Origin of the sequence: Arthrobacter sp. MYb214, from assembly GCF_002979865.1 — a bacterium.
Lineage (GTDB): Bacteria > Actinomycetota > Actinomycetes > Actinomycetales > Micrococcaceae > Glutamicibacter.
This window is the reverse complement of sequence record NZ_PCPZ01000003.1, coordinates 52,821-74,592: the sequence shown is the minus strand read 5'-3', so window position 1 is coordinate 74,592 and position 21,772 is coordinate 52,821. Positions and strand designations below refer to the sequence as shown.

The window sequence follows — 21,772 nt, the reverse complement described above, 5'->3', positions numbered from 1 at the left end:
AATTCAGATCAGTTTAATGCGCTGGCCGGCTGAACGCCCGCAGCTTGCTCAAGGTGGGGCAATACGAGAGTTTCGTAGCGCTGGGACATGGTTGCCAAGGTCAGCGCGGAATCCTGCTGGTTGATCTCGTCATTGAAGATCTCGACTTCAACTGGACCTCGGTATCCGGCCTGTGACACCCATCGGGAAATCGCCGAGAAATCGATATGGCCGTCGCCCATCATGCCTCTGGATTGCAGCGCATTGCTGGCAATCGGAAGATTGAAATCACAGATCTGGTAGCTGGCCAGGCGATGCTCAAGGCCTGCCCGCTGGATCTGCTGCTGCAATTGCGGATCCCAGAACACATGGAAGGTGTCAACAACAACGCCTACGGCCTTGGTCGGATAAGGACTGGCCAAGTCCAGGGCCTGTCCGAGCGTGGAAAGCACTGCTCGGTCGGCGGCATACATTGGATGCAACGGTTCTAGCACCAGCCGAACGCCGTGTTCCAGGGCGATGGGAACCAGCTCTTCCAAGCCTCGCGCGACGCGATCGCGAGCCGCGACAATGTTCTTGTCTGCTGGATCTCCGGTGCCGCCCAGAATATGCGCGGCCGACGGCAAGCCGCCCACGACCATGATCAATTCATTGGCGCCGATGACGGCAGCTTCCTCGATGGCCTGCCGGTTCGATGCCAGCGCGGCAGCTTGGGCTTCGGCAGAAGGTGCAGTGAGAAAGCCGCCACGGCACAAGGTGCTGGCTTTGAGCCCTGCCCCAGCGATGATCTGGGCTGCTGGCCCAGCGCCACCGGCCTCGGCAAGCAAATGCCGCCACGGACCAATATGGCTCAGGCCCGCCTGCGCTGCAGCTTCGGCGGCTTCGTGGAGGCTGAGATTCGGGGTAGTGCCGGTATTAAGCGATAGTTCGAATGTCATGACACACCTGTCAGGGACGAAGTTGTAGTTTTGATTCCAGAAATTGCCACGAGCTGTTCCATTCGCTCAGCAGCCAGATCAGGGTTTTGCAACAGGCCAGCGCCATCAGCGAGAACGAATGTGCGCACCAAATGCGGCAGGGAACGTCCGGCGTGCAGCCCGCCGATCATCTGGAAACCGCTTTGGTGCCCATTGAGCCACGAAAGGAAGGCAATCCCGGTCTTGTAGTAGAACGTTGGGGCGCTGAAAATATGCAATCCCAGCTCTCTGGTGGAGTCCAGGATCTTCCGGCCGCGTTCTGCGTCGCCTGCATCGAAAGCCTGCAGGGCCGTTGACGCAGCGGGATAGATGGCGGCGAAAATTCCCAGCAACGCATCGGAATGCAGTTGCCCGTCACCGTGGATCAGCTCGGGATAGTTGAAATCGTCGCCAGTGTAGAGGCGCACTCCAGCTGGCAATGCGGCACGAAGCTGCTTCTCATGCTCGGCATTGAGCAAAGAGACTTTGACGCCGTCGATTTTCGACGCATGCTGCTCCAGAATGGACTGGAAAACCCCGGTGGCTTCTGCCAAATCCGGTGTTCCCCAGTAGCCGCTCAACTGTGGATCGAACATGTCTCCAAGCCAATGCAGGATCACTGGCTGCTTGGCAGCATCGAGCAAAGTCGCATACACGTCCAGATAATCCTGCGAGGTGCGCGCAGCCTTGACCAGGGCCCGGGAGCACATCAAGATCGCCTTCGAACCTGAATCTTCAACAAGGCGCAGCATCTCCAAATAAGCGTTGGTGACTTCAGCCAGCTGGCCCGGCTGGACAGTGTCTGCCGACAGCTGGTCCGTGCCGACACCGCAGGCGAGAATATCCCTGACGGTGAGCCCGGCCAAGGCCGGGTAGCTGTTCTTCTGGAGAACCCCGGCCGCTTCGATCGCCGATCGCCTGATCAACTCGCAGGTAGCCGCGTAGTCCAGCCCCATGCCTCGCTGCGCCGTATCCATCGCATCGGCGACACCCAGCCCGTAGGACCATAGCTCGTGCCGGTAGGCCAGCGTCGCATCCCAATCGATGCTTGCCGGTGCGCCAGGCGTATTGTCTGCTCCCATGAGGGGGATGACATGGGCTGCGGCATAGGCCTTGCGCGAGGAAAGCGGGGCAGACGGCCGCTGGAATTCTCCGGGGCCTTTCAACCGATAGGAAAAGTTCTGCCCGTTTTCGTCAATGAGTGTCAATTCGGGCAAGGATGCGTAGCTCATAGCGTGATCTCCGGGATATCGAGGGTGCGTCGTTCGGCGGCTGACTGCAATCCCAAAGCCGCTAGCTGGACACCGCGAGCGGCCGAAAGCAGGCCATACTGGTGTTCGCGTCCCGCTGCGACGTCGGCCAAGAAATCTTCCCACTGCAGCTTGAATCCGTTATCCAGGTCGGCATTGGCGGGAACTTCCATCCACTGGTCGCGGAACGACTCAGTGACTGGCAAATCGGGGTTCCAAACAGGCTTCGGAGTGTGGGCGCGTTGCTGGGCAACGCACTTGTTCAATCCCGCGACGGCGGAACCGTGGGTGCCGTCGATCTGGAATTCCACCAGTTCATCGCGGTAGACGCGCACTGCCCACGAGGAGTTGATCTGCGCAATTACTGCATCGCCGGAAGGAGTTTCGAGTTCGAAGATGCCGTAGGCCGCATCATCTGCGGTGGCTTCGTAGGCTTCGCCTTGTTCGTCCCAGCGGGTAGGGATGTGGGTTGCCGTGGTCGAGGTGACGGACTTGACCTTGCCGATGATTCCTTCAAGGACGTAGTTCCAGTGGCAGTACATGTCGGTGGTCATCGATCCGCCATCCGCAAGACGGTAGTTCCAGGAAGGCCGCTGCGCTTCCTGGATGTCTCCCTCGAATACCCAGTAGCCGAACTCGCCGCGCATTGAGAGAATGCGTCCGAAGAAGCCTTCGTCGACCAAACGGCGTAACTTCACCAGGCCCGGCAAGTAGAGCTTGTCGTGCACGACGCCGGCGGTAATTCCCTTGGCCTGTGCCTGGCGGGCGAGATCCACGGCCTCTTCGAGGGTTTCAGCGGTCGGTTTCTCGGTGAAGATATGCTTGCCTGCCCCGATGGCTTTCGACAGCGTTTCGTAACGCAAGGAAGTCATGGACGCGTCGAAAATGATGTCGACACTCGGGTCATCAATCAGGGAGTCAAGATCGGTGCTGTAGTGCTCAACCTGGTGCTTCTGCGCAAGTTCGCGCAGCTTCGCTTCGTTACGTCCAACGAGGATCGGTTCAACGGTCAGCTTCGAACCGTCCCCGAGAGTGATTCCTCCCTGGTCTCGGATAGGAAGGATTGAACGCAGCAAGTGCTGGCGGTATCCCATGCGGCCGGTGATGCCGTTCATGGCGATGCGTAGAACTTTTGTTTCTGTCACTGGGGTCTCCTCGAAACGGGGAATGCGTAAGGGAATAGAATGGGAATGCGCTTTCCACGATAGTGAGGTGTAATTGGAGTGTCAACCATCACGTTCGCGAAAGATAAGCTTGTGCCAGGTTGCAGAGAATGATAAGGATTTCAGATGGCTGTTCGACTAACTGATGTGGCTAATGAAGCCGGGGTTTCCCTGGCGACCGCTTCGCGAGTGCTCAATGGGTCAGCACGCAAGCCGGCTGTGGAAATCTCGGATAAAGTGCGTGCTGCGGCTGAAAAGCTCGGTTACTTCCCCAATGCCCAAGCGCAAGCGCTTGCCAGATCCACCACGAAGCTGATCGGCTTGGTGGTCAGGGACATAGCCGACCCCTACTTCTCTACCATCGCCCGGGGAGTGCAGCGCTCTCTTGGTGATAGCGGTGTCCAGCTGCTTTTGGCCAGCACGGAGTACGATCCCGAGCGGGAAATCGAAGCCGTTCAGGCATTCATGTCGCAACGGACGGACGCTATCATCCTGTCGGGATCGCGCAGTTTGGGCGAGAACGGGCAGTTGCTGAAACTGATCGAGAATTATCAGGAAAATGGTGGCCAAGTCATGATTATCGGCCAGCCCATGACCGATATGGGCGGCATACAAATCGACAACGAGGCAACTGCCGAGCACCTGGCGGCCGAGTTGATCAGTGCCGGCCACCGCAGGTTTGTCGTATTGGCCGGGGAAGCGAATCTGCTGACATCAAGGGACCGTTCCAACGGGTTCCTGGAGAAGCTGAAGCGCAGTGGCCTGGATGCAGAGGAAGTTATCAGCGGCCCCTTCTCGCGCGAGGGGGCCTATGTTGCAATGAGCGATTACCTCAAGCGGCAGAAGTCGGCAGGCGGTGTCCATCGGGTGTGCGTGTTCTGCGTTTCGGATGTCATGGCCCTGGGTGCCATTCGGGCGATTCGCGAGAACCGCTTGCGTATTCCCGAAGATATCGCTGTGGTGGGATTCGACGACATCCCGACCCTTATCGACATTACGCCCACGGTCAGCACTGCTCGACTTCCTCTGGAAGAAATCGGAAAATGGGCTGGTGAGATGGCGCTGAACCACGGCGAACTGCGGAAGATTGTGGTTTCCGGTGTGCCGGTCCTGCGCGAGTCCACGCAGCTGGCTGACGGCCAGTAGTGATGTTCATTGGGAATCGTGCCATGCGAAAACTAACTGACTTGATTCCCGAAACCCCTTGACCAGTGACCGCAATCACACCTAGATTGTTTGGCAAGCGCTTTCCACAATGAAAAACCAGGTGTTGCTTGCAGGATGGCCTCGCATCACCACCCCACCCAAGGAAGATTTTCATGACTCAGCAGGTATGCACGAGAAAAACTGGACGGAAATTCGGTCTGCGGCTAAGCAAATCAGTTGCAGTTGTGGCGGTAGCCGCTCTGGCCCTCACTGGCTGTGGCGGTAGCAGCGCTGCCGACGGTGAGGACGGGAAGATCCAGCTTCGTTTCTCATGGTGGGGCTCGGATTCGCGGGCCCAGGCAACCAATGAAATTATTGAGGCTTTCGAAGCGGCCAACCCGGACATCGATGTCCAAGGCGAGTACTCCGACTGGAGCGGCTACTGGGACAAGCTCGCAACACAGGTTGCCTCCAACGATGCTCCGGACATTATCCAGATGGACGACAAGTACCTTCGCGAATACGCGGACCGCGGCGCATTGCTGGACCTCGAAGGCGTAGATGTTTCCAAGTTCGAAGACGTTGCCGTTCAAAACGGTACGACCGATGCCGGCCTTGTCGGCATTACCACCGGAATCAATTCCTTCACATTGACCGCCAATCCAAAAGTCTTAGCCGAAGCTGGCCTGGAAGTTCCAGATGACAAGACCTGGACGTGGGATGACTACCGGACGATCACCGAGACGGTGAGCCAGAAGCTCGACGGCAAATATGGAGCCGAAGCCCCGAACGAACCGGCCGGGTTGCAGACCTGGTTGCGTCAAGACAAGAAGAATCTGACGAGCTCGGATGGATCACTCGGATTCTCGCCTGACGATCTGGCCAAGTACTTCCAGCACCACAAGGACTTGATGGATAACGGTTCTTATCCAAAGGCCTCGGTCCTGGCGGAAAACCAGAATGCAGGTCCAGACCGTTCTATGACAGGCACGGGAGTGGCAGCCTTCGGCATGTGGTGGAGCAACCAGTTGGGAGGCCTTTCCACAGCGGTTGGTTCGGACTTGGTTCCGCTGCGACTGCCAAGCCACACCGGCAAGGCTGAGGACAATGGTCTTTGGCACAAGTCGTCAATGATGATGTCGGGGTATGCTCGCACCGAACACCCGGAAGAGGTCAAGAGATTTGTTGACTTCATGGTGAATTCGCAAGAAGCTGGCGCGCTGAACCAGATGGACCGCGGGTTACCTTCGAACACCGAAGTGCGGGAACAAGTCGTCTCAAAATTGGATTCAATCGAAGCTTCTTCTGCAGAATTCGTGACGAGCTTGAAACCCGAACTTCAGAGCACGGAACCAATCCCGCCAATGGGGTTCAGTGCGGTTCAGGATGTCCTCTACCGTTATGAAATGGAAGTGTTCTTCGAGCGCCAGAGCGTAAGCGACGCGGCGCAGAATGCCTTCAAGGAAATCGAAACTGCGGTAGCCCAATAGCTGAACGAGAATCAACCATCGTTCTTGCGGTCGTTGCAATCCCTGGATCCCGGGGATTGCAACGGCCTTTGCGCGTTCGAGGGAAAGTTCATTCTGCTCCTCCTTCAACTCTCTGCGCGGTGCAATCCTTGAATTCGCCACGGCGCGTGCCGTACAGGGCTGCGGTTTGAACCAGGGCTTCCAGATGCCTCATAACCTTGTTCGGTCGTGATCTGCGCCCAAGCAAGCCTCTCTAGCCATTTGCGTGCGACGAGTCGCGAGTGCACCAGCAACCGGGATGCGAGGCGCCAGCGGCCGTTGAACTTTCCAGAGCATGGCCTATCGGAAGGGTGCTGCCAATCAGCTGGAATCCCGCAGAGGTGAATTGCCAATGGGTTCCTGCTTTCTTCCATCCATTGCCAGAGGTAACCACACCGCGGTGCCCGCAGTTCTGGGCCGCAAAGCTGCTGGCTCGACCTTGCCGGTGATCGGTTTGCGGCACCTGCGGATTGCAGGTCGAACCCCGCCAGCTTTGCGGCCAATGCGGGGAGCACAAAGTATCCTGAAAACTAAGTGCAAGAGGAATGGAAAAATGGCATCTGGACTTTTGGCAGTAGACGGCGGGCAGACCGGAATCAAGCTGAGATTCGAGCAGGATGGCGAAACTGCAGAATTAGCGCTTCCCGGTGTGCAAACCCATGAACCCGTCCTGCCCCAACTGGCACGCGCCATTAACCAAGCTGCCGCTGCCGCCGAATGGGAGTGCAGCACCGTGAGCGTAGGCACCACAGGCCTGGTGAAAGCCGAACATGATGCACGGCAGTTCTACGACCTCATCGGATCCAGCGCTATTTCCCATATTGCGCTGGCCCACGACTCGGTGACCAGCTATCTCGGAGCGCTGGGAGAACGCCACGGCGCTGTCGTTGCAGCCGGTACCGGTGTCGTCACCTTGGCGGTAGGCCCCTGCTCGGTGGCCCGAGTTGATGGATGGGGCCACATCATGGGTGATGCCGGCAGCGGCTATTGGATTGGCCAGAAGGCAATGAACGCGGCCATGCGCGGCTTTGACGGCCGCGGGCCAGCTACCGCGCTGACCGGGGAACTCGCGAAGCGCTGGCCCGATCTCTCCGAAGCGTATATTGACTTGCAAGCGATGCCGGACAGGGTGGCCATCGTCGCCTCCTTTGCGCAGAGGGTTGCCCAGTTGGCCTCGACCGATGAAATGGCGGCGCGGATCTGCGCGCTCGCCGGTGCAGAACTGGCCAGCTCCGCAGCAACGGCATTGCGCCGCGCGAGGCTGGAACAGCAGGCCGGAGCGATTCCGGTCGCAGCCATCGGGGGAGTGCTCGCCGGCGAATTCGCCAGAAGCAGCTTCGTGCGGGAGCTGCACCTGCTGGTCCCTGCCGCGCAAGTCCAGGATTCGCCGGGAAATGGGCTGGACGGAGCCCGTGCATTGGCCCTCCTGCCAGCGGACCACGCCTTGCAAGGCCTCGTATCGCGCTTTGGCGCCCAGCCATAAGACGTGGGCAGCGGTGATAACTGGCCATCAAATAGGCGCAGGCAATCAATAGGTGACAAGATTAGTGGAGAACGTCGTGATTATTAAGGAGTCATCGTGAGTTTCCGAGTCGGTCCCGTAGATCTTGTCCCCGAAGGCGAATCGCTGCTGGTTGAAGCCAAAGACAGCGGCGCATGCGAAGACATCGCGATCTTCCACGCCGAAGACGGCAACTTCTACGCGCTGCAGGATGAATGCACCCACGAGGTCGCTTCGCTTTCCGACGGCTGGCTCGAAGACTGCAGCATCGAATGCCCCATCCACTCCTCGACCTTCGACCTGAAAACCGGCAAGGTGCAGTGCATGCCAGCCACCGTGGACGCCCGGACCTACAAGGTGGACGTCGTGGACGGCTTCTTGGAGCTTGAAATCTAAATGCCTTCCGTGCACATCATCGGAGGCGGGGTCGCGGGGTACGCACTGGCCCGGCACCTGGTGCAGCAGCAGTACGCCGGATCCATCAAGATCAGCGATGCCCAGGGCCTGCCCTATGATCGTCCGCCGCTGAGCAAGTCCCTGCAGGTTGAACCGTTCGCACCGGTGTCCTGGTACCAGCACCATGGCGTCGGCCTGATCCAGGAAGATGTCCAAAGCCTGCAACTGCCGCAGTCCGCTGACGACTGGGTAGTGCTGGCTACCGGCACCACGCCCAAGGCATTGGATGTTCCCGGCGGGCACCATGCGCTCAGCCTGCACAGCGCAGCTGACGCCGCCCGCATATCAGACGTCCTGGAATCGGGGATGTTCGGCCAGCGGGTGCTTGTCATCGGAGCGGGGCTGGTAGGGGCCGAGTTCGCGTCCACCGCCAAGATGTCCGGGGCACAAGTCACCTTGATTTCCAGCTCCGACGCACCTCTTGCCCACGTGCTGGGCCACGAACTTGCCGAACAGCTGCACGCGGATCATGCCAACCACGGCATTGCCACCTTGACCGGTGCGGTGACCGAGCTCGGCCCCAACTATGCAATGGCCAATGGCCAGCGCCATGATGCGGAGCTGATCGTGGCAGCCATCGGCGTCGAACCCGAAACTGCGCTCGCCGAGCAGCTGGGCCTGGAAGTCGACGACGGGATCGTGGTCGACGCGCAGCAGCGTTCTGCCAGCTGCCCCCAGGTGCTGGCTATCGGCGACGTCGCCCGGGAGGAAAACCAGCCCCGTGCGGTGCACTGGGAAGCTGCCATGGAAGATGCCGCCCAAGCGGCGGCAACCATCATGGGCACAGCCGCACCGAAGCGTTCGGTGCCATGGTTCTGGAGCGACCGCCACGAAATGCACGTGGAAACGGTGGGCGACTTCAGCCAGGCCGCCAGCACCGTGACGCGCCTGAACCGGCGAGGCAAGATCCAGACGGTCTTCGGGCTCGACGCCAAGGGCGCATTGGTGTCCGCCTCGATGATCGATGGCGGCCTGATGGCCAAGGCCGCGAAACGGCTCATTGCGAAATCAGCCACCCCAAGCATTGAACAATTGAAGGACCCCCTGACGGGTCCGCGCGAGTTAGGCCGGTAAGAAACTTATGAATGCAGCCGAACCACTGAAGGTTCCCGCGGCCCTGCAGACGCCCACCAAACGGGTCGGCCCTGGCTGGATCGCTGCGGTTGTCATTGTCCATATCGGTATCAATGTCGGCTTCTTCGCACCGATCCAGGTACTGCTCGGATTGCACGCCGAACAGCTGGATGCCAGCCAGAAGAACGCGATTCTCTCGCTGGTCACCGGCGTCGGCGCGGCAGTCTCGCTGGTGGCCAACCCGCTGTTCGGCGCGCTCAGCGATCGCAGCACATCGAAATTCGGGCGCCGCATCCCGTGGGTGTTCTTTGGAACTATCTGCGCTGCGCTGGCCCTGCTGCTGATGTCGACCTCGCAAACCGTGAGCACGCTGGTCATCGGCTGGGCGCTGATGCAAGCTGCCGGCAACGCCGCGCTGGCTGCGATCTTCGCGGCCATCCCGGACAAGGTGCCGGTAGAGCAGCGCGGCATGGTTGGCGGGCTGGTGGCCTTGGGCCAAACCTGCGGTTCGCTGATCGGTGCCGTGATCGGCATGGTCGCTGCGAGCAACCTGGTCTTCGGCTACGCCATCGTCGCTACCGCCGTGGCCATTTGCTCCATTCCGTTCGTGCTGATGCGCCAGGATGTTCCGCTGCCCAAGGGAGCACTGGAGCCTGTCAAGCCGCTGGAATTCGTGCGCAGCTTCTGGATCAACCCGGTCAAGCATGCCGACTTCGGATGGGCGTGGCTGACCCGGTTCTTGCTGTATCTCGGCTGCCAGCTGTGCCTGGTCTACCTGCTGTTCTTCCTGCAGGATGCCATCAAGCATCCAGAACCGGCCCAGGGCGTGCTGGTGCTGACCGCGATCTACGCCTTCTGCGTGATCTTCTCTTCGGTGATCTCCGGCAAGCTCTCGGACAAGGACGGCAAGCGCAAGAAGTACGTCATCATCTCTTCGGTCATCGTGGCCGCCGCGGCCGGCGTGCTGGCGACGGCAACCTCCTTCGCCACCGCCATTGTCGCCGCAGTGCTCCTGGGCATCGGCTTCGGCGCCTACCTGGCGGTGGACTTTGCGCTGCTGACCCAGGTATTGCCGAACGCCGATTCGCGCGGCAAGGACCTGGGCATGATCAACATTGCCAACTCGCTGCCGCAGGTGGTCGCCCCGCTGATCGCCTGGCTGGCGGTGAGCTGGTTCGGCGGCTACCCGACCCTGTTCCTGTGCTCGGTGGTGATCAGCCTCTTCGGCGCCGTGCTGGTACGCCAGATCAAGAGCGTTCCGTAGATCCTGGACGAAGATTCTCCAGCATCGCGCAACGACTGAAACCGAAACGGCGCGGCGCCAGGAACTGGTGGCGAGAAAACGCCAAGGCGACGCCAATCGGGCCGTATGATGAATCCAGCGAACCGCAATAATGAGGAGCAGGTGCGGCTGAATGTCGATGAACGAATCAGGACGGGAGAGCCGTGCGACGCAGCTTGATGGCATAGACCGCAAACTGCTGGCGTTGCTGACGAAGAACTCCCGGCGGACCAACAACTCCCTGGCCGAGGAGCTGGGCATAGCACCGTCCACCTGCCTGGCGCGGTTGAATGCCTTGCGCGATTCGGGAGTGATTTCGCGCTTCACCATCGAAGTGGATCCGCAGGTTCTGGGCCGGGAGCTCGAAGCGCTGATCTTCGTGAAAATCCGTCCCGGAGCCCGTCACCTGATGTCGAACTTCGCTACTGACATGCGCAGCAAACCGGGGGTGCGACAGCTGTTCTTCCTGGGCGGCGCTGACGACTTCGTCCTGCACGTAGCGGTGCGCAATTCTTCGGATGTGCGCCAGTTCGTGCTCGATAACCTCTCGGCCAATCCGGCCGTGGCCACCACCCAAACCTCCCTGGTATTCGAACACGGCCACGGCAGCGGAGAGTACTAGGCCCCATTCTTGACCGATTTCCATCTCGCCGATGTTCGCAGGAACAACCCGCAGCCCTGCGTTGGTCGAAGAAACATGCTAAACTTGATGTTCTTCTCTTAGCATGGCTGCGGCCCGTTGGCAGCTGGGGATCGGTTCTCCAGACAAGCAACGGACCCCACCGCAGCTGCGACTGAAAGAATGGGGAGGTCGAGAAGATAATGCATTTTGACGCAACTGTTGTCACCGCACTGGTGACCTTGATTGTTCTGGCCATCGCAACCGTTGTGCTGGTGATCCGGTACAAGCGCACCCACCAGGCAGAAATCCGCCAGGCCCTGGTTGCCAAGGCCCGGAAGCGCGGCGTTGCCTCGCCGGAAGACCTGTCGAACCACGATCTGGTACTGCAGATCCGCGCGGCAAAGCGCCAGCGAAAGCAGGATGGGCAGGACCTGAAGACCGCATAGGGTTTGCACCCATGCGCTGACGATGCTGAGCCCCAGTCCATTTCCGGACTGGGGCTCAGCCGCGTCAAGGGCCCTTGGGCGGCCGCTGGCCCCGTCTTTATCCAAAGCTGATGAACCGGGAAATGGCGTCGGGAATAAACGGCAGGTGCCAGCGGAATGCAGGCAGGTAATTAACCTCGCGCAATTCCGGGAAACTATGTCCCCGGTCACCGGAAAAGCCGATTTAACCCCTGAATCATGCGGATTGCATCACAGGGGCATGTGGGGTTCTGAACAAACCACTTCTCAATAGATAAATGGTCGGAAATGATGGATATGACTGGAAATGCAGCAGCGTTAATTCTTTAGGAGCAACAACAATGGCCTCGATCCCACTCGGTGAAGACATCCTCTTGGCACGCCACGGCGCCAACATCGTCAAGCTCCGCCAGGATCGGAAGAACCGCACCACTGTTGCCCATCTGCGCGGTGGAGCCACCGATACGGCCTCGAACCTGCTCACCGCACCAGTTCCCGCATTGACCCCGGCAGCCAGCTTCACTCAGGGCGCGGCTCGCTACCTCAACGATGAAGCCGAGGTTAGCCGCGGCGAAGTTCGTTCGCTGGTCAAGATCTCGCTCGGCTTTTCTGCCATCATGGGCATCGTCTTCGGCGGCCTGGTCTTGGCTTTGTACAAGGTCGGCGGCAATGAAGCTCTCCAGTCGCTGAGCTACATGGGCGCAAGCCAGTAGCTCTCGCAAGCATTTCCAGGAAAACGGGATTCCGAGGCAACTCGGGATCCCGTTTTCCTGTTTCCGGACCAGGTGCTTACTCCGAGGCCGGGCTTGCGGCAAGTCTCGTATTTCTTGCCCGGCAGGCATAGGATGGCGGCAACGGGAAGGACGGGAGCAGGCCATGCGTTTTGTTTTGGAAGTTAACTTCGATACCGAGAACATGCAGCTCAAGCCATTGGAGGAGCTGCAGAAGATTCTGCGCGACTGGTCGACGAACATCACGATGTATCCGATCGTTGCCGGCGCCCAGGAAGATGTCTACGACTCGGATAACGAGCAGGTAGGGGAGTGGGCAATCCTCGACGACTAGCCTCGCCGTCTGGAGAACCACCCGATGGCATACCCCGCGGCCAGGGTAATGAGCAGGACAAGCCACAGCGGGGCCGTGGAATGGATCAAGAAGAATTCAACGCGGACGAAGGCCAGGTTCTGCAGCATGAAGACCACCGCGAGGATCACCAGTGCAATAGCTGCCCATTGCTTGGCGCTAAGCCCCTTCTTCGGCGGCCGCTGCTCCGGATAGCCCATGCTCAGCTTCCGTTCGCCAGCAAGCCGGCAACGAGAGCCGACAACCCGCGCTGGAACGAATCGTCGCTGGTATCAAGCTCTGATCGGCGTTGCGCGGCCACAGCCTGGGTGAAATGCGGAGTGAGATCCTGGTGATTGCTGGTGTCGAAAATGTCATGCGGAGCGGCCGTATCCATGGCCGAGCCGAAGATGAATGATTCCAGTGCGACAATCGTCGGAACAATCTCGTTCTCTGCCATGCCGAAGTCTGCCAGCGCTTCGGCAACGCGCTCGTACATTCCCAAGGTGCGCGGCGAATCGGAGACGGGCAGTACCGCGATGACCGGAATCAGGGGAATGTGCCGCGCGAAGACGTTCCGGTAGCTCGTAGCCCATTGAAGCAAAGCCTGCTTGGTATCGGCTTGGTCGAATACCGAGGTGTCTATATCGGCCATGACCAGTTCCTGGATCCACTGCAGGAGGTCGTGCTTGGAATCGACGTGGTTGTAGAGGGCCGATGGAGAGACGCCCAGGGATTTTGCCAGCCGCTGCATGGTCAGGGACTCGTAGCCGTCCCCGGAAACAAGTTCCAGCGCGTGCTCGGTAATGCGCTCCCGATTCAGCACCGCCTTGCGCGGGCGCCCGGCTCGCCTGGCTTCCGTTTCACTCATGCGGACCTCTTCCTGACGTGGGGTGCTTCACAACTGGATCTTCGTACCCTATGCTATATGACAGGTAAATGAACCTTATTCATTTAAATGTGCAAGGGAGTCGATCATGCAACATCTGGAACGCGACGTCGTCGTCATCGGTGCAGGGCCATCGGGACTGACAGCAGCCTATGAGCTGAGCAAGGCCGGCAAGTCCGTCGCGGTGCTCGAAGCCCGCGACCGCGTCGGCGGGCGCACCTGGACCGACATCATGGACGGTGCGACCATCGAGATCGGCGGCCAGTGGATCAGCCCCGACCAGACCGGCCTCTACTCGCTGATCAATGAACTTGGCATCGAGACCTTCGAACGCTACAAGGCGGGCAAGAGCGTCTACCTCACCGGGGAAGGCGAGCGGATCGCCTATGAGGGCGAGGACTTCCCGGTGGCCGCCAGCACCGTGGCCGAAATGGACAAGCTGGTAGAACTCATGAACCAGCTGGCCGCCGAAATGGACCCGGACAAGCCGTGGGAGCACCCTCAGGCCCAGGAGCTGGACCAGGTCTCCTTCCACCACTTCCTGCGCCAGCACTGTGCCGACGAGCTGGCCTGCAACAACGTGGGCCTGTTCATCGCCGGGGGCATGCTGACCAAGCCGGCGCACACCTTCTCCGCGCTGCAGGCGGTGCTCATGGCGTCCTCGGCCGGCTCCTTCGACAACCTGGTGGACGAGGACTTCATCCTGGACCGGCGCATTGTGGGCACCATGCAGGGCGTATCCAAGACGCTGGCCGAGAAGCTGGGCCAGCAGACCGTCTTCCTGGACAACCCCGTGCTCAAGCTCGAATGGTTCGATGGCGGGGTGGTGGCCCACGGGAGCACCGTGACCGTCTCGGCGAAGAAGGCCGTGCTGGCGGTACCGCCGAACCTGTACTCGCGCATTTCCTACGTCCCGGCGCTGCCGCGCAAGCAGCAGATCACCCACCAGCACCAGTCCATGGGCCTGGTCATCAAGGTCCACGCCGTCTACGACACCCCGTTCTGGCGCGAAGAGGGCCTGTCGGGCACCTGCTTCGGCCCGAGCAGCCTGGTCCAGGAGCTCTACGACAACACCTATGCCGGGGAGGAAACCGGCACACTGGTCGGCTTCATCTCGGATCTGAAGGCCGACGCCATGTGGGAACTGGACGAGGAACAGCGCCGCGCGGTGATCCTCAAGGCCATGGCCGGCTACCTGGGCGAGAAGGCACTGGATCCCAAGGTCTTCTACCTCTCGGACTTCGCCGCCGAGGAATGGACCCGCGGCGCCTACGCCACCAGCTACGACCTGGGCGGGCTGCACCGCTTCGGCCCGGCGCAGAACGAGAATGTCGGACCGATCTACTTCTCCTCCTCGGATCTGGCCGGCGAAGGCTTCCAGCACGTGGACGGCGCGGTGCGCATGGGCCGCCGCTCGGCCGCGCGCATCATCGCCGCACTGGATGGCACCGCCTACGACCAGAGCTACGATGGCGTTGCCACGCTGACCCCGTCCAAGGAAAAGGCCAGTGCCTAGGCCATGAAATTGCTCGTAGGTTACACCGCGGACCAGCGCGGTGCCGAAGCCATCGAACTGGCCAGCGCCCTGGTGGCCGGTACCCGCGACGCGTCCTTGCGGATCGCCATCGTGCTGCCTGCCGCCACCCCGTTCAACGCGGTCTACCCCGGCGGGGACCATGGGTTCTCCTCCATCCTTTCCGACCAGGTGGACCGCTGGGCGGCGCAGGCCCTGGCCCTGGTGCCGGAAGGAATCGCCACCTCGGTGGTAGCCCGTTCCGTGCCCTCGGTGGCCGAGGGGCTCATTGGCCTGGGCGAGGAATTCGGGGCCCACGGGATCGTGCTGGGCGGCCGCAAGCGCCACCGCGCCGGATTCTTCAGCCCAGGGGCGATCGCCAATGCGCTGCTGCATTCCTCGCCGATGGCCGTGTTCATGTCCTCGCCGGCCTCCCTGGCCACGTTGCGCGCAGCCGGCGGGAAGATCACCAGGCTGACCGCATTCGTGGGGGACCGCCCGGGGGCACGGGAAGTCATCGGCCTCTCGGCGCGGATCGCCGCCGCCTGCGGACTGCCGCTGCGCGTGGCCACGCTGGTCTCCCATATGGATCTGGCTGACCCCCGGCTGGAGCTGGATGACCATCTGGCCCAAACCCGCAGCTACCTGCAGGAACTGACCGGTTCCCTGGGCCTGGAGGCGGTAGTCGAGGTGGTCTCCGGGCGCGGCCTGGACGAAGCGGCCGCCCAGCTGTCCTGGCAGGACGGGGACCTGGCACTGCTGGGATCGGCCCGGCTGGCCGCCCCGCGCCGATTGTTCATCGGCCCCAAGGCCCAGCGGATCCTGGGCCAGCTCAACGTCCCGATGGGCGTCGTCCCGACCCTCGAGGCTGCCAGCTAGAAGGCAGCGCATCATTCCTGCACGATCCTTGTTCCCCGGGCACTTGCCGTCGCGAAGCACGCGGACGGTGCCCATCTGACCCCTGACGGAAGGTGGCTCGGTACTTCTGGCCGACGCACTCACACCTCGCTAATTGTTTAAGGTAACCACCATGTCGCACGACTTGAGGCAGGCATCGCCGCCTGCACGCTCCGAGAGCGGACTGCACGAAAAAGGACTGTCCAAGGGCACCGTTGGCGTTCTGGGGCTTGTCGTTATCGGCATCTCCTGCATCGCCCCGGCCTACACCCTCACCGCAGGCCTCGGCGCCACGGTGGCCGAAGTCGGCACCAGCCTGCCTGCGATCCTGCTGGCCGGATTCCTGCCGATGCTGCTGGTGGCCTTGGGCTACCGCGAGCTGAACAGCGCCATGCCCGATTCGGGCACCTCCTTCACCTGGGCGACGCGTGCCTTCGGCCCGATGATCGGCTGGATGGGAGGCTGGGGCCTGATCGCTGCGACGGTGATTGTGCTCTCCAACCTGGCGGCAGTGGCCGTGGACTTCTTCTATATCCTGATTGCCCAGCTCACCGGCCAGCCGTGGATTGCGGAGCTGACCGGCAACCTGTGGGTCAACATCCCCACCACGCTGGTGTTCATTGCGGTGGCCGCCTGGATCTCCTACCGGGGCATGAACGCCACGAAGGTCTTCCAGTACGTGCTGGTCGGGTTCCAGGTGGCGGTGCTGCTGCTCTTCGCGGTCATGGCCCTGACCTCCAGCCAGCCCAATGATCCGACACCCATCACCTGGCAGATGTTCAATCCGGCCGGCATCGATACCTTCTCGGCCTTCGCCGCGGGCATCTCGCTGTCCATCTTCGTTTTCTGGGGCTGGGATGTCACCCTGACCATGAACGAGGAAACCACCGATCCGAAGAAGGTCCCCGGACGCGGTGCCACCTGGACGGTGCTGGTGATCATCGCGTTGTACCTGGCCGTATCCCTCGGGGTGATCTACTGGGCCGGGGTGGGCACCACGGGCCTGGGCGCAGGCAACCCGGAGAACCAGGAATCAATTTTCGCGGTGCTTTCCGGTCCGGTCATGGGCCCGCTGGCGATGCTGATGTCCTTGGCCATCTTGTCCTCCTCCGCGGCCTCGCTGCAATCCACCATGGTTTCGCCGGCACGCACCTTGCTGGCCATGGGCTACTACAAGGCGCTGCCCTCCAGCTTCGCGAAGATCTCCGCGCGCTTCATGTCCCCGTCGGTGGCGACTTTCGCCTCCGCTGCTGCCGCTGCCGTGTTCTACGTGGTCACCAGGCTGCTCTCGGAGAACGCATTGTGGGACACGATCACGGCGCTGGGCCTGATGATCTGCTTCTACTACGGGCTGACCGCCTTGGCCTGCGTCTGGTACTTCCGCGGGGAACTGTTCTCCAATGCCAGGAACTTCTTCTGCAAGTTCTTGGCGCCGTTGGCAGGTGGCGTCGTCTTGCTGGTGATGTTCTTTGCCACCGCCATCGAATCCATGAATCCGGACTACGGTTCGGGCTCCAATATCGGGGGAGTGGGCATGGTGTTCATCCTCGGGGTCGGCGTGCTGCTGCTGGGCGTTGGCATCATGCTGTGGATGCGGGTGCGCCACCCGGCGTTCTTCAAGGGAGAAACCATCAAGACCTACAAGCTGCTGAAGTAGGACCGGCGCAACGAACCAGAAGGACCACTCGCGAACGAATCGCGGGTGGTCCTTCGTGTTCGGTGCCGCCGCCGCAGGAGCTATCTTGCCGCTAGTCGGCGGCGTCGGCCCGGGTCATGTGCTTGGCCACGCCGATGGCGGCCAGCACGGCGCCGAAGGGGATGAGCGCGCTCTGGATCAATGAATTAAGGAAAGCCAGCGGCGCGCTGCCCAAAGGGCTGCTTCCAAAACCGGAGTCGAAGCTCCACATCGCCAGGACGGGCAAGATGCTGCTGATGAGAACGCCTGCCAACACGATGACGACGCCGGATACAATCATCTTCTTATGTAGAGCAAGCAACGTTTTCTCCTATTGCCTTGGGCTGAGTATTTCCAACCGTAGCCAAATCCGCCACTTTTAGCTATAGCGGGAGTGCTGTTTGCTTTCTCCAAGGGCAGGTCTTTGCCTGCTTCGCAACCTTCTCGTCCAAAGGCTCCTAACCGGCGCGCAAATGGTTCAATAGGTTCATGGCTAACTCGGTACTTTTCATCTGCTCCCGCAATGCAGGCAAATCGCAAATGGCGGCCGCATTGATGGACTACATTTCTGAAGGGAAAGTTACCAGCTACTCGGCTGGAACCAACCCAGGTTCAGGCATCAACCACGAAGCGGTTGAATCGCTCTCGCAGGCCGGCGCGGACATGTCGCAGGGCACGCCCAAGGCCATCGACCCTCGCGTCGTCGAGCAAGTTGACCGCGTGGTAATCCTTGGCTCCGATGCGAATCCGCAATTCGATCCGTCCATCAAGACCGAACGCTGGGTCACCTACGAACCCAGTGAAGACGGCATCACCGGTGCCGAAAGAATGAACATGATCCGCGATGAAATTGCTGATCGCGTCCGTGAACTGTTCCACGAGTTGGAGCGGTAGAAATCACTGTTCGCATGACCACCCGAAAGGCAACTCCGTGGTGGCTTCCGGGCGTATGCCTTGTGCTCACTGGTTGGTGTGCCAACCAATACGTATCGCTGATCAATTGGTACCAGCAATTCCGCGCGCTCAGTGAGTTCGAGGCCATGCTGGTCATGGGCAGCTACCTGGCGGGCATGATCCCGGCGTTGGCTTTCGGCGGCCCGCTGGCGGACAAGTTCGGGCGCAAGCCATTTTCGCTGCTTGCCCTGGCCTGCTCCATTCTGGGATCCCTCGGGCTCATCTTCGGATCGGTTCACGAGTCCGGTCTCTATGCGGGACGCATCCTGACCGGCTTGGGCATGGGCCTGGCCATGGTTGCCATCACCAGCTGGGTGAAGCTGCTTAGCCCGGGAGCTGCCGGCGCGACTCGTGCCGCGCTGTGCACGTCCTTGGGCTTCGCGCTGGGACCGGTCATTTCAGGGGCAATTGTCGGGACCAGCGGCAGCCCGGAACTGGCATACATCGTTCATGCCGCCGCGGCGCTTTCCTGGTTGCTGTTGATGTTCACCGCCCGAGAAGACCGAGTCACTGACCGGGCAGGGCATCACCTGGAGGCCGACGTGACGACTCCGGCAAACCTCCAGCGGTTCTACCGCATTGTCTTGCCCGCAGCCCCATGGGTCTTTGGCATGGCGGCAACAGGGTTTGCCGTGGTTCCGGCGCTGAGCAACGGCGCCGGTGAATCCAGCCTGTTCTACACCACCTTGGCAGTCGCGGTCACCATGGGCATGGGCACCTTGATCCAGCCATTCGTCAAGAGATTCAATGACTTGGGCAAGATCAAGCTGCTCATGGCTGGACTGGCTACCTCGCTGGCTGCACTGCTAATGATGATCGCAGTGTCGCTGAGCGGCTCAGAATTCTTGGGAATTATCGCATTCGCCATAGCCGGTTCGGCCAATGGCATTTTGCTGGTTGCCGGGCTAAGCCAGGTATTGGATCTTGCCGGCGGCGCCGACGTCGGCAAATTGACCGGCCGGTTCTACATGTGCTGTTTCATCGGGTTCAGCTTCCCGACATTCTTTGCACTGTGGCGCACGGTCGCTCATCCTGCTCTATTCATTGGCCTGCTTGCCGTGCTCTGCCTGCTATCCATGATGCAGGTGTACCGCTCGGCCAAGTATCTGCCCGCTGCCATTCTTGAAGAAGTTCCAAACAGGCCATAATGCCAAACGCCGCTGCCGGCCACCTTGCGGTGCCGGCAACGGCGTTTACGCATTGGACTCCAACATACTGGGAGCTAGTCCTGGCTCAGCTTCTTGAGCAGCTCGGTAGTGCGGAATGGGATGACATCGCGCAGGATCATCGAAGTGGAAGTGCGGGTTATGCCCGGGCAGAGGCGGATCTCTTCACTGACCCGGTACAGGTCATCCGGGTCAGTCGCGGCCACACGAATCAACAGGTCCGTGTCTCCCGCCGGCGCGACGCATTCCAGAACCTCGGGAATCTGGCGCAGTGCGGCGATGGCCTCATTCAAGCTGGCCTGGTTCAATTCAGCGCTAACGAAAGCGCTGACGCCACGGCCCATGGACGCAGGGAGGATTCGCGCGGTGTTCGGGCGCAACGCACCTGAATGGGCCAAGCGTTCCAAACGAGTCTGCACGGTGCCGCGGGCCAGGCCCAGCTGCTGCGCCAGCATCATGATCGGCACACGCGGATCCGCATCGAGTGCCAGAAGGATACGCCGGTCGGTTTCATCGAGCTGATACGTATCCGAATTCATGTGGTGGTCTCCTGAGACAGGTTGTGTTGCGCGTGCATAAGTACCAACCTAGATTTTAGTCAATATGACCAGTGAATCCCAAATGTGTTGCGCGGATTGGCCGATATTATTGCGTGCAAGTCGGCTACTGGGGTCAACAGGGCGAATGCTCGGGCGAAAAGCCATCTTTTATCCACAAAATAACCAGGCTGAGATCAAATGGGCGCTAATCACAGTAACCTGTTGATATGAGGTTTTTGCGGTTGGAAGACGTGGCAGAGGAACTGAATGTGAAGCTGCCCCAGGTCCGCGCTTTGGTGAAAAGCGGCGAGCTGCCGGCCATCCAAATTGGCGGGCGGGGCATGTGGCGCGTGGAACGCGTTGCACTGGAGAACTATATCCAAGAACGCTATGCGCAGGCCCGCGACGATATCGCGAACGAATCCCAGAGCTGAATGCGGTGCCCTTGGCTGTTCCCGAGTCCATCGGGAACAGCCACAGCCTAGTCCAGCTCGATAGCCCGTTCTGCAAAGATCCGCAATGCGTCGCGAACCAGCTCCGCGTATCCGCCGTAGTTCTTTGCAAACCGCGGATCAGCGACATACATCTCGCCGAGATTGCAGATATATGCCTTGTGCTGTGCCGGATCGCCGGAATCCAGCGGGGTGCCCTTGGCGCTCTGGAGCCAGCGCACATGTCGAGCCGCTAATTCCTGGGCTTCGAAGCTGTCCGCTGGGACGGAATTCTTGCCCGCCATAATCCAATCCTGATTGAGCATTTTCACCTCTTCCATGAATGCGTTTTGCTGGTCCCCGGTTTTGGAACGCCACCAGCGATTCGATGCTTCATACGCGTCGGCGCCCCAGCGTTCGGCGACCTCTTGCTTGTACTGCTCGTTGAAGCCGTCAAAGCTCTTTTCCGGTTCCATGTTTCCTCCTGTCGTTAGTGTTGAAATGCTGTGCTCCAAGGCCGCGATCTGCCGGTCCAGCGCCGCACGCTGCCTATGGAGCTGTTCCTTATGTGTGCTCAGCGCGGCCAGTTCATCGCGTTGCTCGTCCAGGATTTCAGCGATGGTCTCCAGCTTGATGCCCAGCTGCTTGAGCAGGAGAATCTGCTGGAGCCGGACCAGCTGCCCGTCGGTGTAGAACCGGTAGCCGTTGGCGGACACGTAGTCAGGTTTCAGCAAGCCGATCTGGTCGTAGTGCCGCAAGGTACGGCTGCTGATGCCAGCGGATTTTGAGACATGCGCAATCGAGTGGTGAACTGCCGGCTCGTGGCTAGTTGAATCCTTCATGGCTACCACGCTAATGGTTGACGCAACGTCAAGGTCAATAGTCCCAGCCGCATTTCCTGATCAAAATTTGTGATTCAGATCTCACGGCAAAATGGCGAATAATAACGGAATATTCCTTGCATGATTGATCATATTGACTAGTTGTTAGCACGCCTGTTGCACAGTGTGATCTATGTGTAGTTCACTGTTGGTAGATGAAGTTGAACAGGTTACCGCCGAAATCAACGAGGACCGCCTGATGACGTAAACCATCTGCATTTACGGGATCAAGGAGCCCTGGCCACCCACGCCAAGGCAAGGTAGAAGACATAGTCCAGATGGCTCGCGGGCATTCCAGTTGGGTGGAATGCCCACGGGCCATCTGGCATTTCTGCCAAAATCGCTGACGTTCGAATCACAAGCT

24 protein-coding genes are annotated in these 21,772 nt (G+C 60.3%); 16 read left to right on the top strand and 8 right to left on the bottom strand.

Annotated features, from left to right (window positions below):
* Window positions 1–8 precede the first annotated feature (8 nt).
* Genes CQ012_RS09140 through CQ012_RS09130 form a run of 3 tightly spaced genes read right to left on the bottom strand, consistent with a single transcriptional unit; the run spans window position 9 to window position 3,300 of the window.
* Window positions 9–917 (bottom strand): sugar phosphate isomerase/epimerase family protein, encoded by a 909-nt coding sequence (locus tag CQ012_RS09140; protein WP_105661980.1) that lies wholly within the window; start codon window positions 915–917, stop codon window positions 9–11.
* Window positions 914–2,152: a dihydrodipicolinate synthase family protein gene (locus CQ012_RS09135; RefSeq protein ID WP_402741645.1), complete on the bottom strand. Its 1,239-nt coding sequence runs from the start codon at window positions 2,150–2,152 to the stop codon at window positions 914–916. Before CQ012_RS09135 ends, CQ012_RS09140 begins: the two co-directional genes overlap by 4 nt.
* A gap of 11 nt (window positions 2,153–2,163) precedes the next feature.
* Window positions 2,164–3,300, bottom strand: coding sequence for a Gfo/Idh/MocA family protein (locus CQ012_RS09130; RefSeq protein ID WP_105661978.1), 1,137 nt, complete (start codon window positions 3,298–3,300; stop codon window positions 2,164–2,166).
* 174 nt (window positions 3,301–3,474) lie between these two features.
* On the opposite strand from CQ012_RS09130, the gene CQ012_RS09125 reads away from it, so the two are divergent.
* The 10 genes from CQ012_RS09125 to CQ012_RS09080 all read left to right on the top strand — a co-directional run bounded on the left by CQ012_RS09125 (window position 3,475) and on the right by CQ012_RS09080 (window position 12,466).
* Entirely contained in the window at window positions 3,475–4,494 is a 1,020-nt protein-coding gene (locus CQ012_RS09125) for a LacI family DNA-binding transcriptional regulator (protein WP_105656299.1), read from the top strand.
* 173 nt (window positions 4,495–4,667) lie between these two features.
* Window positions 4,668–5,984, top strand: coding sequence for an ABC transporter substrate-binding protein (locus CQ012_RS09120; RefSeq protein WP_105661977.1), 1,317 nt, complete (start codon window positions 4,668–4,670; stop codon window positions 5,982–5,984).
* Window positions 5,985–6,555: 571 nt separating this feature from the next.
* On the top strand, window positions 6,556–7,485 hold the full coding sequence (locus CQ012_RS09115) for an N-acetylglucosamine kinase (protein ID WP_105661976.1): 930 nt from the start codon (window positions 6,556–6,558) through the stop codon (window positions 7,483–7,485).
* Between the two features lie 96 nt (window positions 7,486–7,581).
* Window positions 7,582–7,899: a bifunctional 3-phenylpropionate/cinnamic acid dioxygenase ferredoxin subunit gene (locus tag CQ012_RS09110; protein ID WP_105661975.1), complete on the top strand. Its 318-nt coding sequence runs from the start codon at window positions 7,582–7,584 to the stop codon at window positions 7,897–7,899.
* A 9-nt stretch (window positions 7,900–7,908) separates the two neighbouring features.
* The gene (locus CQ012_RS09105; protein ID WP_219844357.1) at window positions 7,909–9,033 is read left to right on the top strand and encodes an NAD(P)/FAD-dependent oxidoreductase; all 1,125 of its coding nucleotides are present in this window, start codon (window positions 7,909–7,911) and stop codon (window positions 9,031–9,033) included.
* Between the two features lie 7 nt (window positions 9,034–9,040).
* Window positions 9,041–10,297 (top strand): MFS transporter, encoded by a 1,257-nt coding sequence (locus tag CQ012_RS09100; RefSeq protein WP_105661973.1) that lies wholly within the window; start codon window positions 9,041–9,043, stop codon window positions 10,295–10,297.
* 151 nt (window positions 10,298–10,448) lie between these two features.
* Window positions 10,449–10,937 (top strand): Lrp/AsnC family transcriptional regulator, encoded by a 489-nt coding sequence (locus CQ012_RS09095; RefSeq protein ID WP_105661972.1) that lies wholly within the window; start codon window positions 10,449–10,451, stop codon window positions 10,935–10,937.
* Window positions 10,938–11,137: 200 nt separating this feature from the next.
* Window positions 11,138–11,383 carry a hypothetical protein gene (locus CQ012_RS09090; protein ID WP_105656307.1) on the top strand — a complete coding sequence of 82 codons (246 nt, stop codon included), beginning with the start codon at window positions 11,138–11,140 and terminating at the stop codon, window positions 11,381–11,383.
* 359 nt (window positions 11,384–11,742) lie between these two features.
* Window positions 11,743–12,114 (top strand): hypothetical protein, encoded by a 372-nt coding sequence (locus CQ012_RS09085; protein ID WP_105656308.1) that lies wholly within the window; start codon window positions 11,743–11,745, stop codon window positions 12,112–12,114.
* Window positions 12,115–12,277: 163 nt separating this feature from the next.
* On the top strand, window positions 12,278–12,466 hold the full coding sequence (locus tag CQ012_RS09080; protein ID WP_038993331.1) for a hypothetical protein: 189 nt from the start codon (window positions 12,278–12,280) through the stop codon (window positions 12,464–12,466).
* On the opposite strand, the gene CQ012_RS09075 is transcribed toward CQ012_RS09080, so the two are convergent.
* On the bottom strand, window positions 12,463–12,684 hold the full coding sequence (locus CQ012_RS09075) for a LapA family protein (RefSeq protein WP_105656309.1): 222 nt from the start codon (window positions 12,682–12,684) through the stop codon (window positions 12,463–12,465). The genes CQ012_RS09080 and CQ012_RS09075 overlap by 4 nt on opposite strands.
* A gap of 2 nt (window positions 12,685–12,686) precedes the next feature.
* Window positions 12,687–13,334, bottom strand: coding sequence for a TetR/AcrR family transcriptional regulator (locus CQ012_RS09070; protein ID WP_105656310.1), 648 nt, complete (start codon window positions 13,332–13,334; stop codon window positions 12,687–12,689).
* A gap of 106 nt (window positions 13,335–13,440) precedes the next feature.
* Between CQ012_RS09070 and CQ012_RS09065 the strand changes: the two genes are divergently transcribed.
* The 3 genes from CQ012_RS09065 (at window position 13,441) to CQ012_RS09055 (ending at window position 17,419) form a co-directional block, all read left to right on the top strand.
* Complete coding sequence (locus tag CQ012_RS09065) at window positions 13,441–14,868, top strand: flavin monoamine oxidase family protein (RefSeq protein ID WP_105661971.1); 1,428 nt, start codon at window positions 13,441–13,443, stop codon at window positions 14,866–14,868.
* Window positions 14,869–14,871: 3 nt separating this feature from the next.
* Entirely contained in the window at window positions 14,872–15,744 is an 873-nt protein-coding gene (locus CQ012_RS09060; protein WP_105661970.1) for a universal stress protein, read from the top strand.
* A gap of 151 nt (window positions 15,745–15,895) precedes the next feature.
* Window positions 15,896–17,419, top strand: coding sequence for an APC family permease (locus tag CQ012_RS09055; protein WP_105661969.1), 1,524 nt, complete (start codon window positions 15,896–15,898; stop codon window positions 17,417–17,419).
* Window positions 17,420–17,510: 91 nt separating this feature from the next.
* Here CQ012_RS09055 and CQ012_RS09050 read toward each other — a convergent pair whose 3' ends face one another.
* Complete coding sequence (locus tag CQ012_RS09050; RefSeq protein WP_105661968.1) at window positions 17,511–17,738, bottom strand: hypothetical protein; 228 nt, start codon at window positions 17,736–17,738, stop codon at window positions 17,511–17,513.
* 188 nt (window positions 17,739–17,926) lie between these two features.
* Between CQ012_RS09050 and CQ012_RS09045 the strand changes: the two genes are divergently transcribed.
* Both CQ012_RS09045 and CQ012_RS09040 read left to right on the top strand, forming a co-directional pair.
* On the top strand, window positions 17,927–18,331 hold the full coding sequence (locus CQ012_RS09045; RefSeq protein WP_105656315.1) for an arsenate-mycothiol transferase ArsC: 405 nt from the start codon (window positions 17,927–17,929) through the stop codon (window positions 18,329–18,331).
* 14 nt (window positions 18,332–18,345) lie between these two features.
* Complete coding sequence (locus CQ012_RS09040) at window positions 18,346–19,539, top strand: MFS transporter (protein ID WP_105661967.1); 1,194 nt, start codon at window positions 18,346–18,348, stop codon at window positions 19,537–19,539.
* Window positions 19,540–19,613: 74 nt separating this feature from the next.
* Here CQ012_RS09040 and CQ012_RS09035 read toward each other — a convergent pair whose 3' ends face one another.
* Window positions 19,614–20,096, bottom strand: coding sequence for an Lrp/AsnC family transcriptional regulator (locus CQ012_RS09035; protein ID WP_105656317.1), 483 nt, complete (start codon window positions 20,094–20,096; stop codon window positions 19,614–19,616).
* Window positions 20,097–20,323: 227 nt separating this feature from the next.
* On the opposite strand from CQ012_RS09035, the gene CQ012_RS09030 reads away from it, so the two are divergent.
* Window positions 20,324–20,530, top strand: coding sequence for a helix-turn-helix domain-containing protein (locus CQ012_RS09030; RefSeq protein ID WP_105656318.1), 207 nt, complete (start codon window positions 20,324–20,326; stop codon window positions 20,528–20,530).
* A gap of 47 nt (window positions 20,531–20,577) precedes the next feature.
* Here CQ012_RS09030 and CQ012_RS09025 read toward each other — a convergent pair whose 3' ends face one another.
* Window positions 20,578–21,369: a MerR family transcriptional regulator gene (locus tag CQ012_RS09025; RefSeq protein ID WP_105661966.1), complete on the bottom strand. Its 792-nt coding sequence runs from the start codon at window positions 21,367–21,369 to the stop codon at window positions 20,578–20,580.
* Between the last annotated feature and the right edge of the window lie 403 nt (window positions 21,370–21,772).

Bases quoted from the DNA above. Each gene is read 5' to 3' on its own strand.
- CQ012_RS09140 (WP_105661980.1), bottom strand. From the start codon at position 917: ATGACATTCGAACTATCGCTTAATACCGGCACTACCCCGAATCTCAGC.
- CQ012_RS09130 (WP_105661978.1), bottom strand. From the start codon at position 3,300: ATGAACGGCATCACCGGCCGCATGGGATACCGCCAGCACTTGCTGCGT.
- CQ012_RS09125 (WP_105656299.1), top strand. From the start codon at position 3,475: ATGGCTGTTCGACTAACTGATGTGGCTAATGAAGCCGGGGTTTCCCTG.
- CQ012_RS09120 (WP_105661977.1), top strand. From the start codon at position 4,668: ATGACTCAGCAGGTATGCACGAGAAAAACTGGACGGAAATTCGGTCTG.
- CQ012_RS09115 (WP_105661976.1), top strand. From the start codon at position 6,556: ATGGCATCTGGACTTTTGGCAGTAGACGGCGGGCAGACCGGAATCAAG.
- CQ012_RS09100 (WP_105661973.1), top strand. From the start codon at position 9,041: ATGAATGCAGCCGAACCACTGAAGGTTCCCGCGGCCCTGCAGACGCCC.
- CQ012_RS09095 (WP_105661972.1), top strand. From the start codon at position 10,449: ATGTCGATGAACGAATCAGGACGGGAGAGCCGTGCGACGCAGCTTGAT.
- CQ012_RS09090 (WP_105656307.1), top strand. From the start codon at position 11,138: ATGCATTTTGACGCAACTGTTGTCACCGCACTGGTGACCTTGATTGTT.
- CQ012_RS09085 (WP_105656308.1), top strand. From the start codon at position 11,743: ATGGCCTCGATCCCACTCGGTGAAGACATCCTCTTGGCACGCCACGGC.
- CQ012_RS09080 (WP_038993331.1), top strand. From the start codon at position 12,278: ATGCGTTTTGTTTTGGAAGTTAACTTCGATACCGAGAACATGCAGCTC.
- CQ012_RS09075 (WP_105656309.1), bottom strand. From the start codon at position 12,684: ATGGGCTATCCGGAGCAGCGGCCGCCGAAGAAGGGGCTTAGCGCCAAG.
- CQ012_RS09070 (WP_105656310.1), bottom strand. From the start codon at position 13,334: ATGAGTGAAACGGAAGCCAGGCGAGCCGGGCGCCCGCGCAAGGCGGTG.
- CQ012_RS09065 (WP_105661971.1), top strand. From the start codon at position 13,441: ATGCAACATCTGGAACGCGACGTCGTCGTCATCGGTGCAGGGCCATCG.
- CQ012_RS09060 (WP_105661970.1), top strand. From the start codon at position 14,872: ATGAAATTGCTCGTAGGTTACACCGCGGACCAGCGCGGTGCCGAAGCC.
- CQ012_RS09055 (WP_105661969.1), top strand. From the start codon at position 15,896: ATGTCGCACGACTTGAGGCAGGCATCGCCGCCTGCACGCTCCGAGAGC.
- CQ012_RS09050 (WP_105661968.1), bottom strand. From the start codon at position 17,738: ATGATTGTATCCGGCGTCGTCATCGTGTTGGCAGGCGTTCTCATCAGC.
- CQ012_RS09045 (WP_105656315.1), top strand. From the start codon at position 17,927: ATGGCTAACTCGGTACTTTTCATCTGCTCCCGCAATGCAGGCAAATCG.
- CQ012_RS09040 (WP_105661967.1), top strand. From the start codon at position 18,346: ATGACCACCCGAAAGGCAACTCCGTGGTGGCTTCCGGGCGTATGCCTT.
- CQ012_RS09035 (WP_105656317.1), bottom strand. From the start codon at position 20,096: ATGAATTCGGATACGTATCAGCTCGATGAAACCGACCGGCGTATCCTT.
- CQ012_RS09030 (WP_105656318.1), top strand. From the start codon at position 20,324: ATGAGGTTTTTGCGGTTGGAAGACGTGGCAGAGGAACTGAATGTGAAG.
- CQ012_RS09025 (WP_105661966.1), bottom strand. From the start codon at position 21,369: ATGAAGGATTCAACTAGCCACGAGCCGGCAGTTCACCACTCGATTGCG.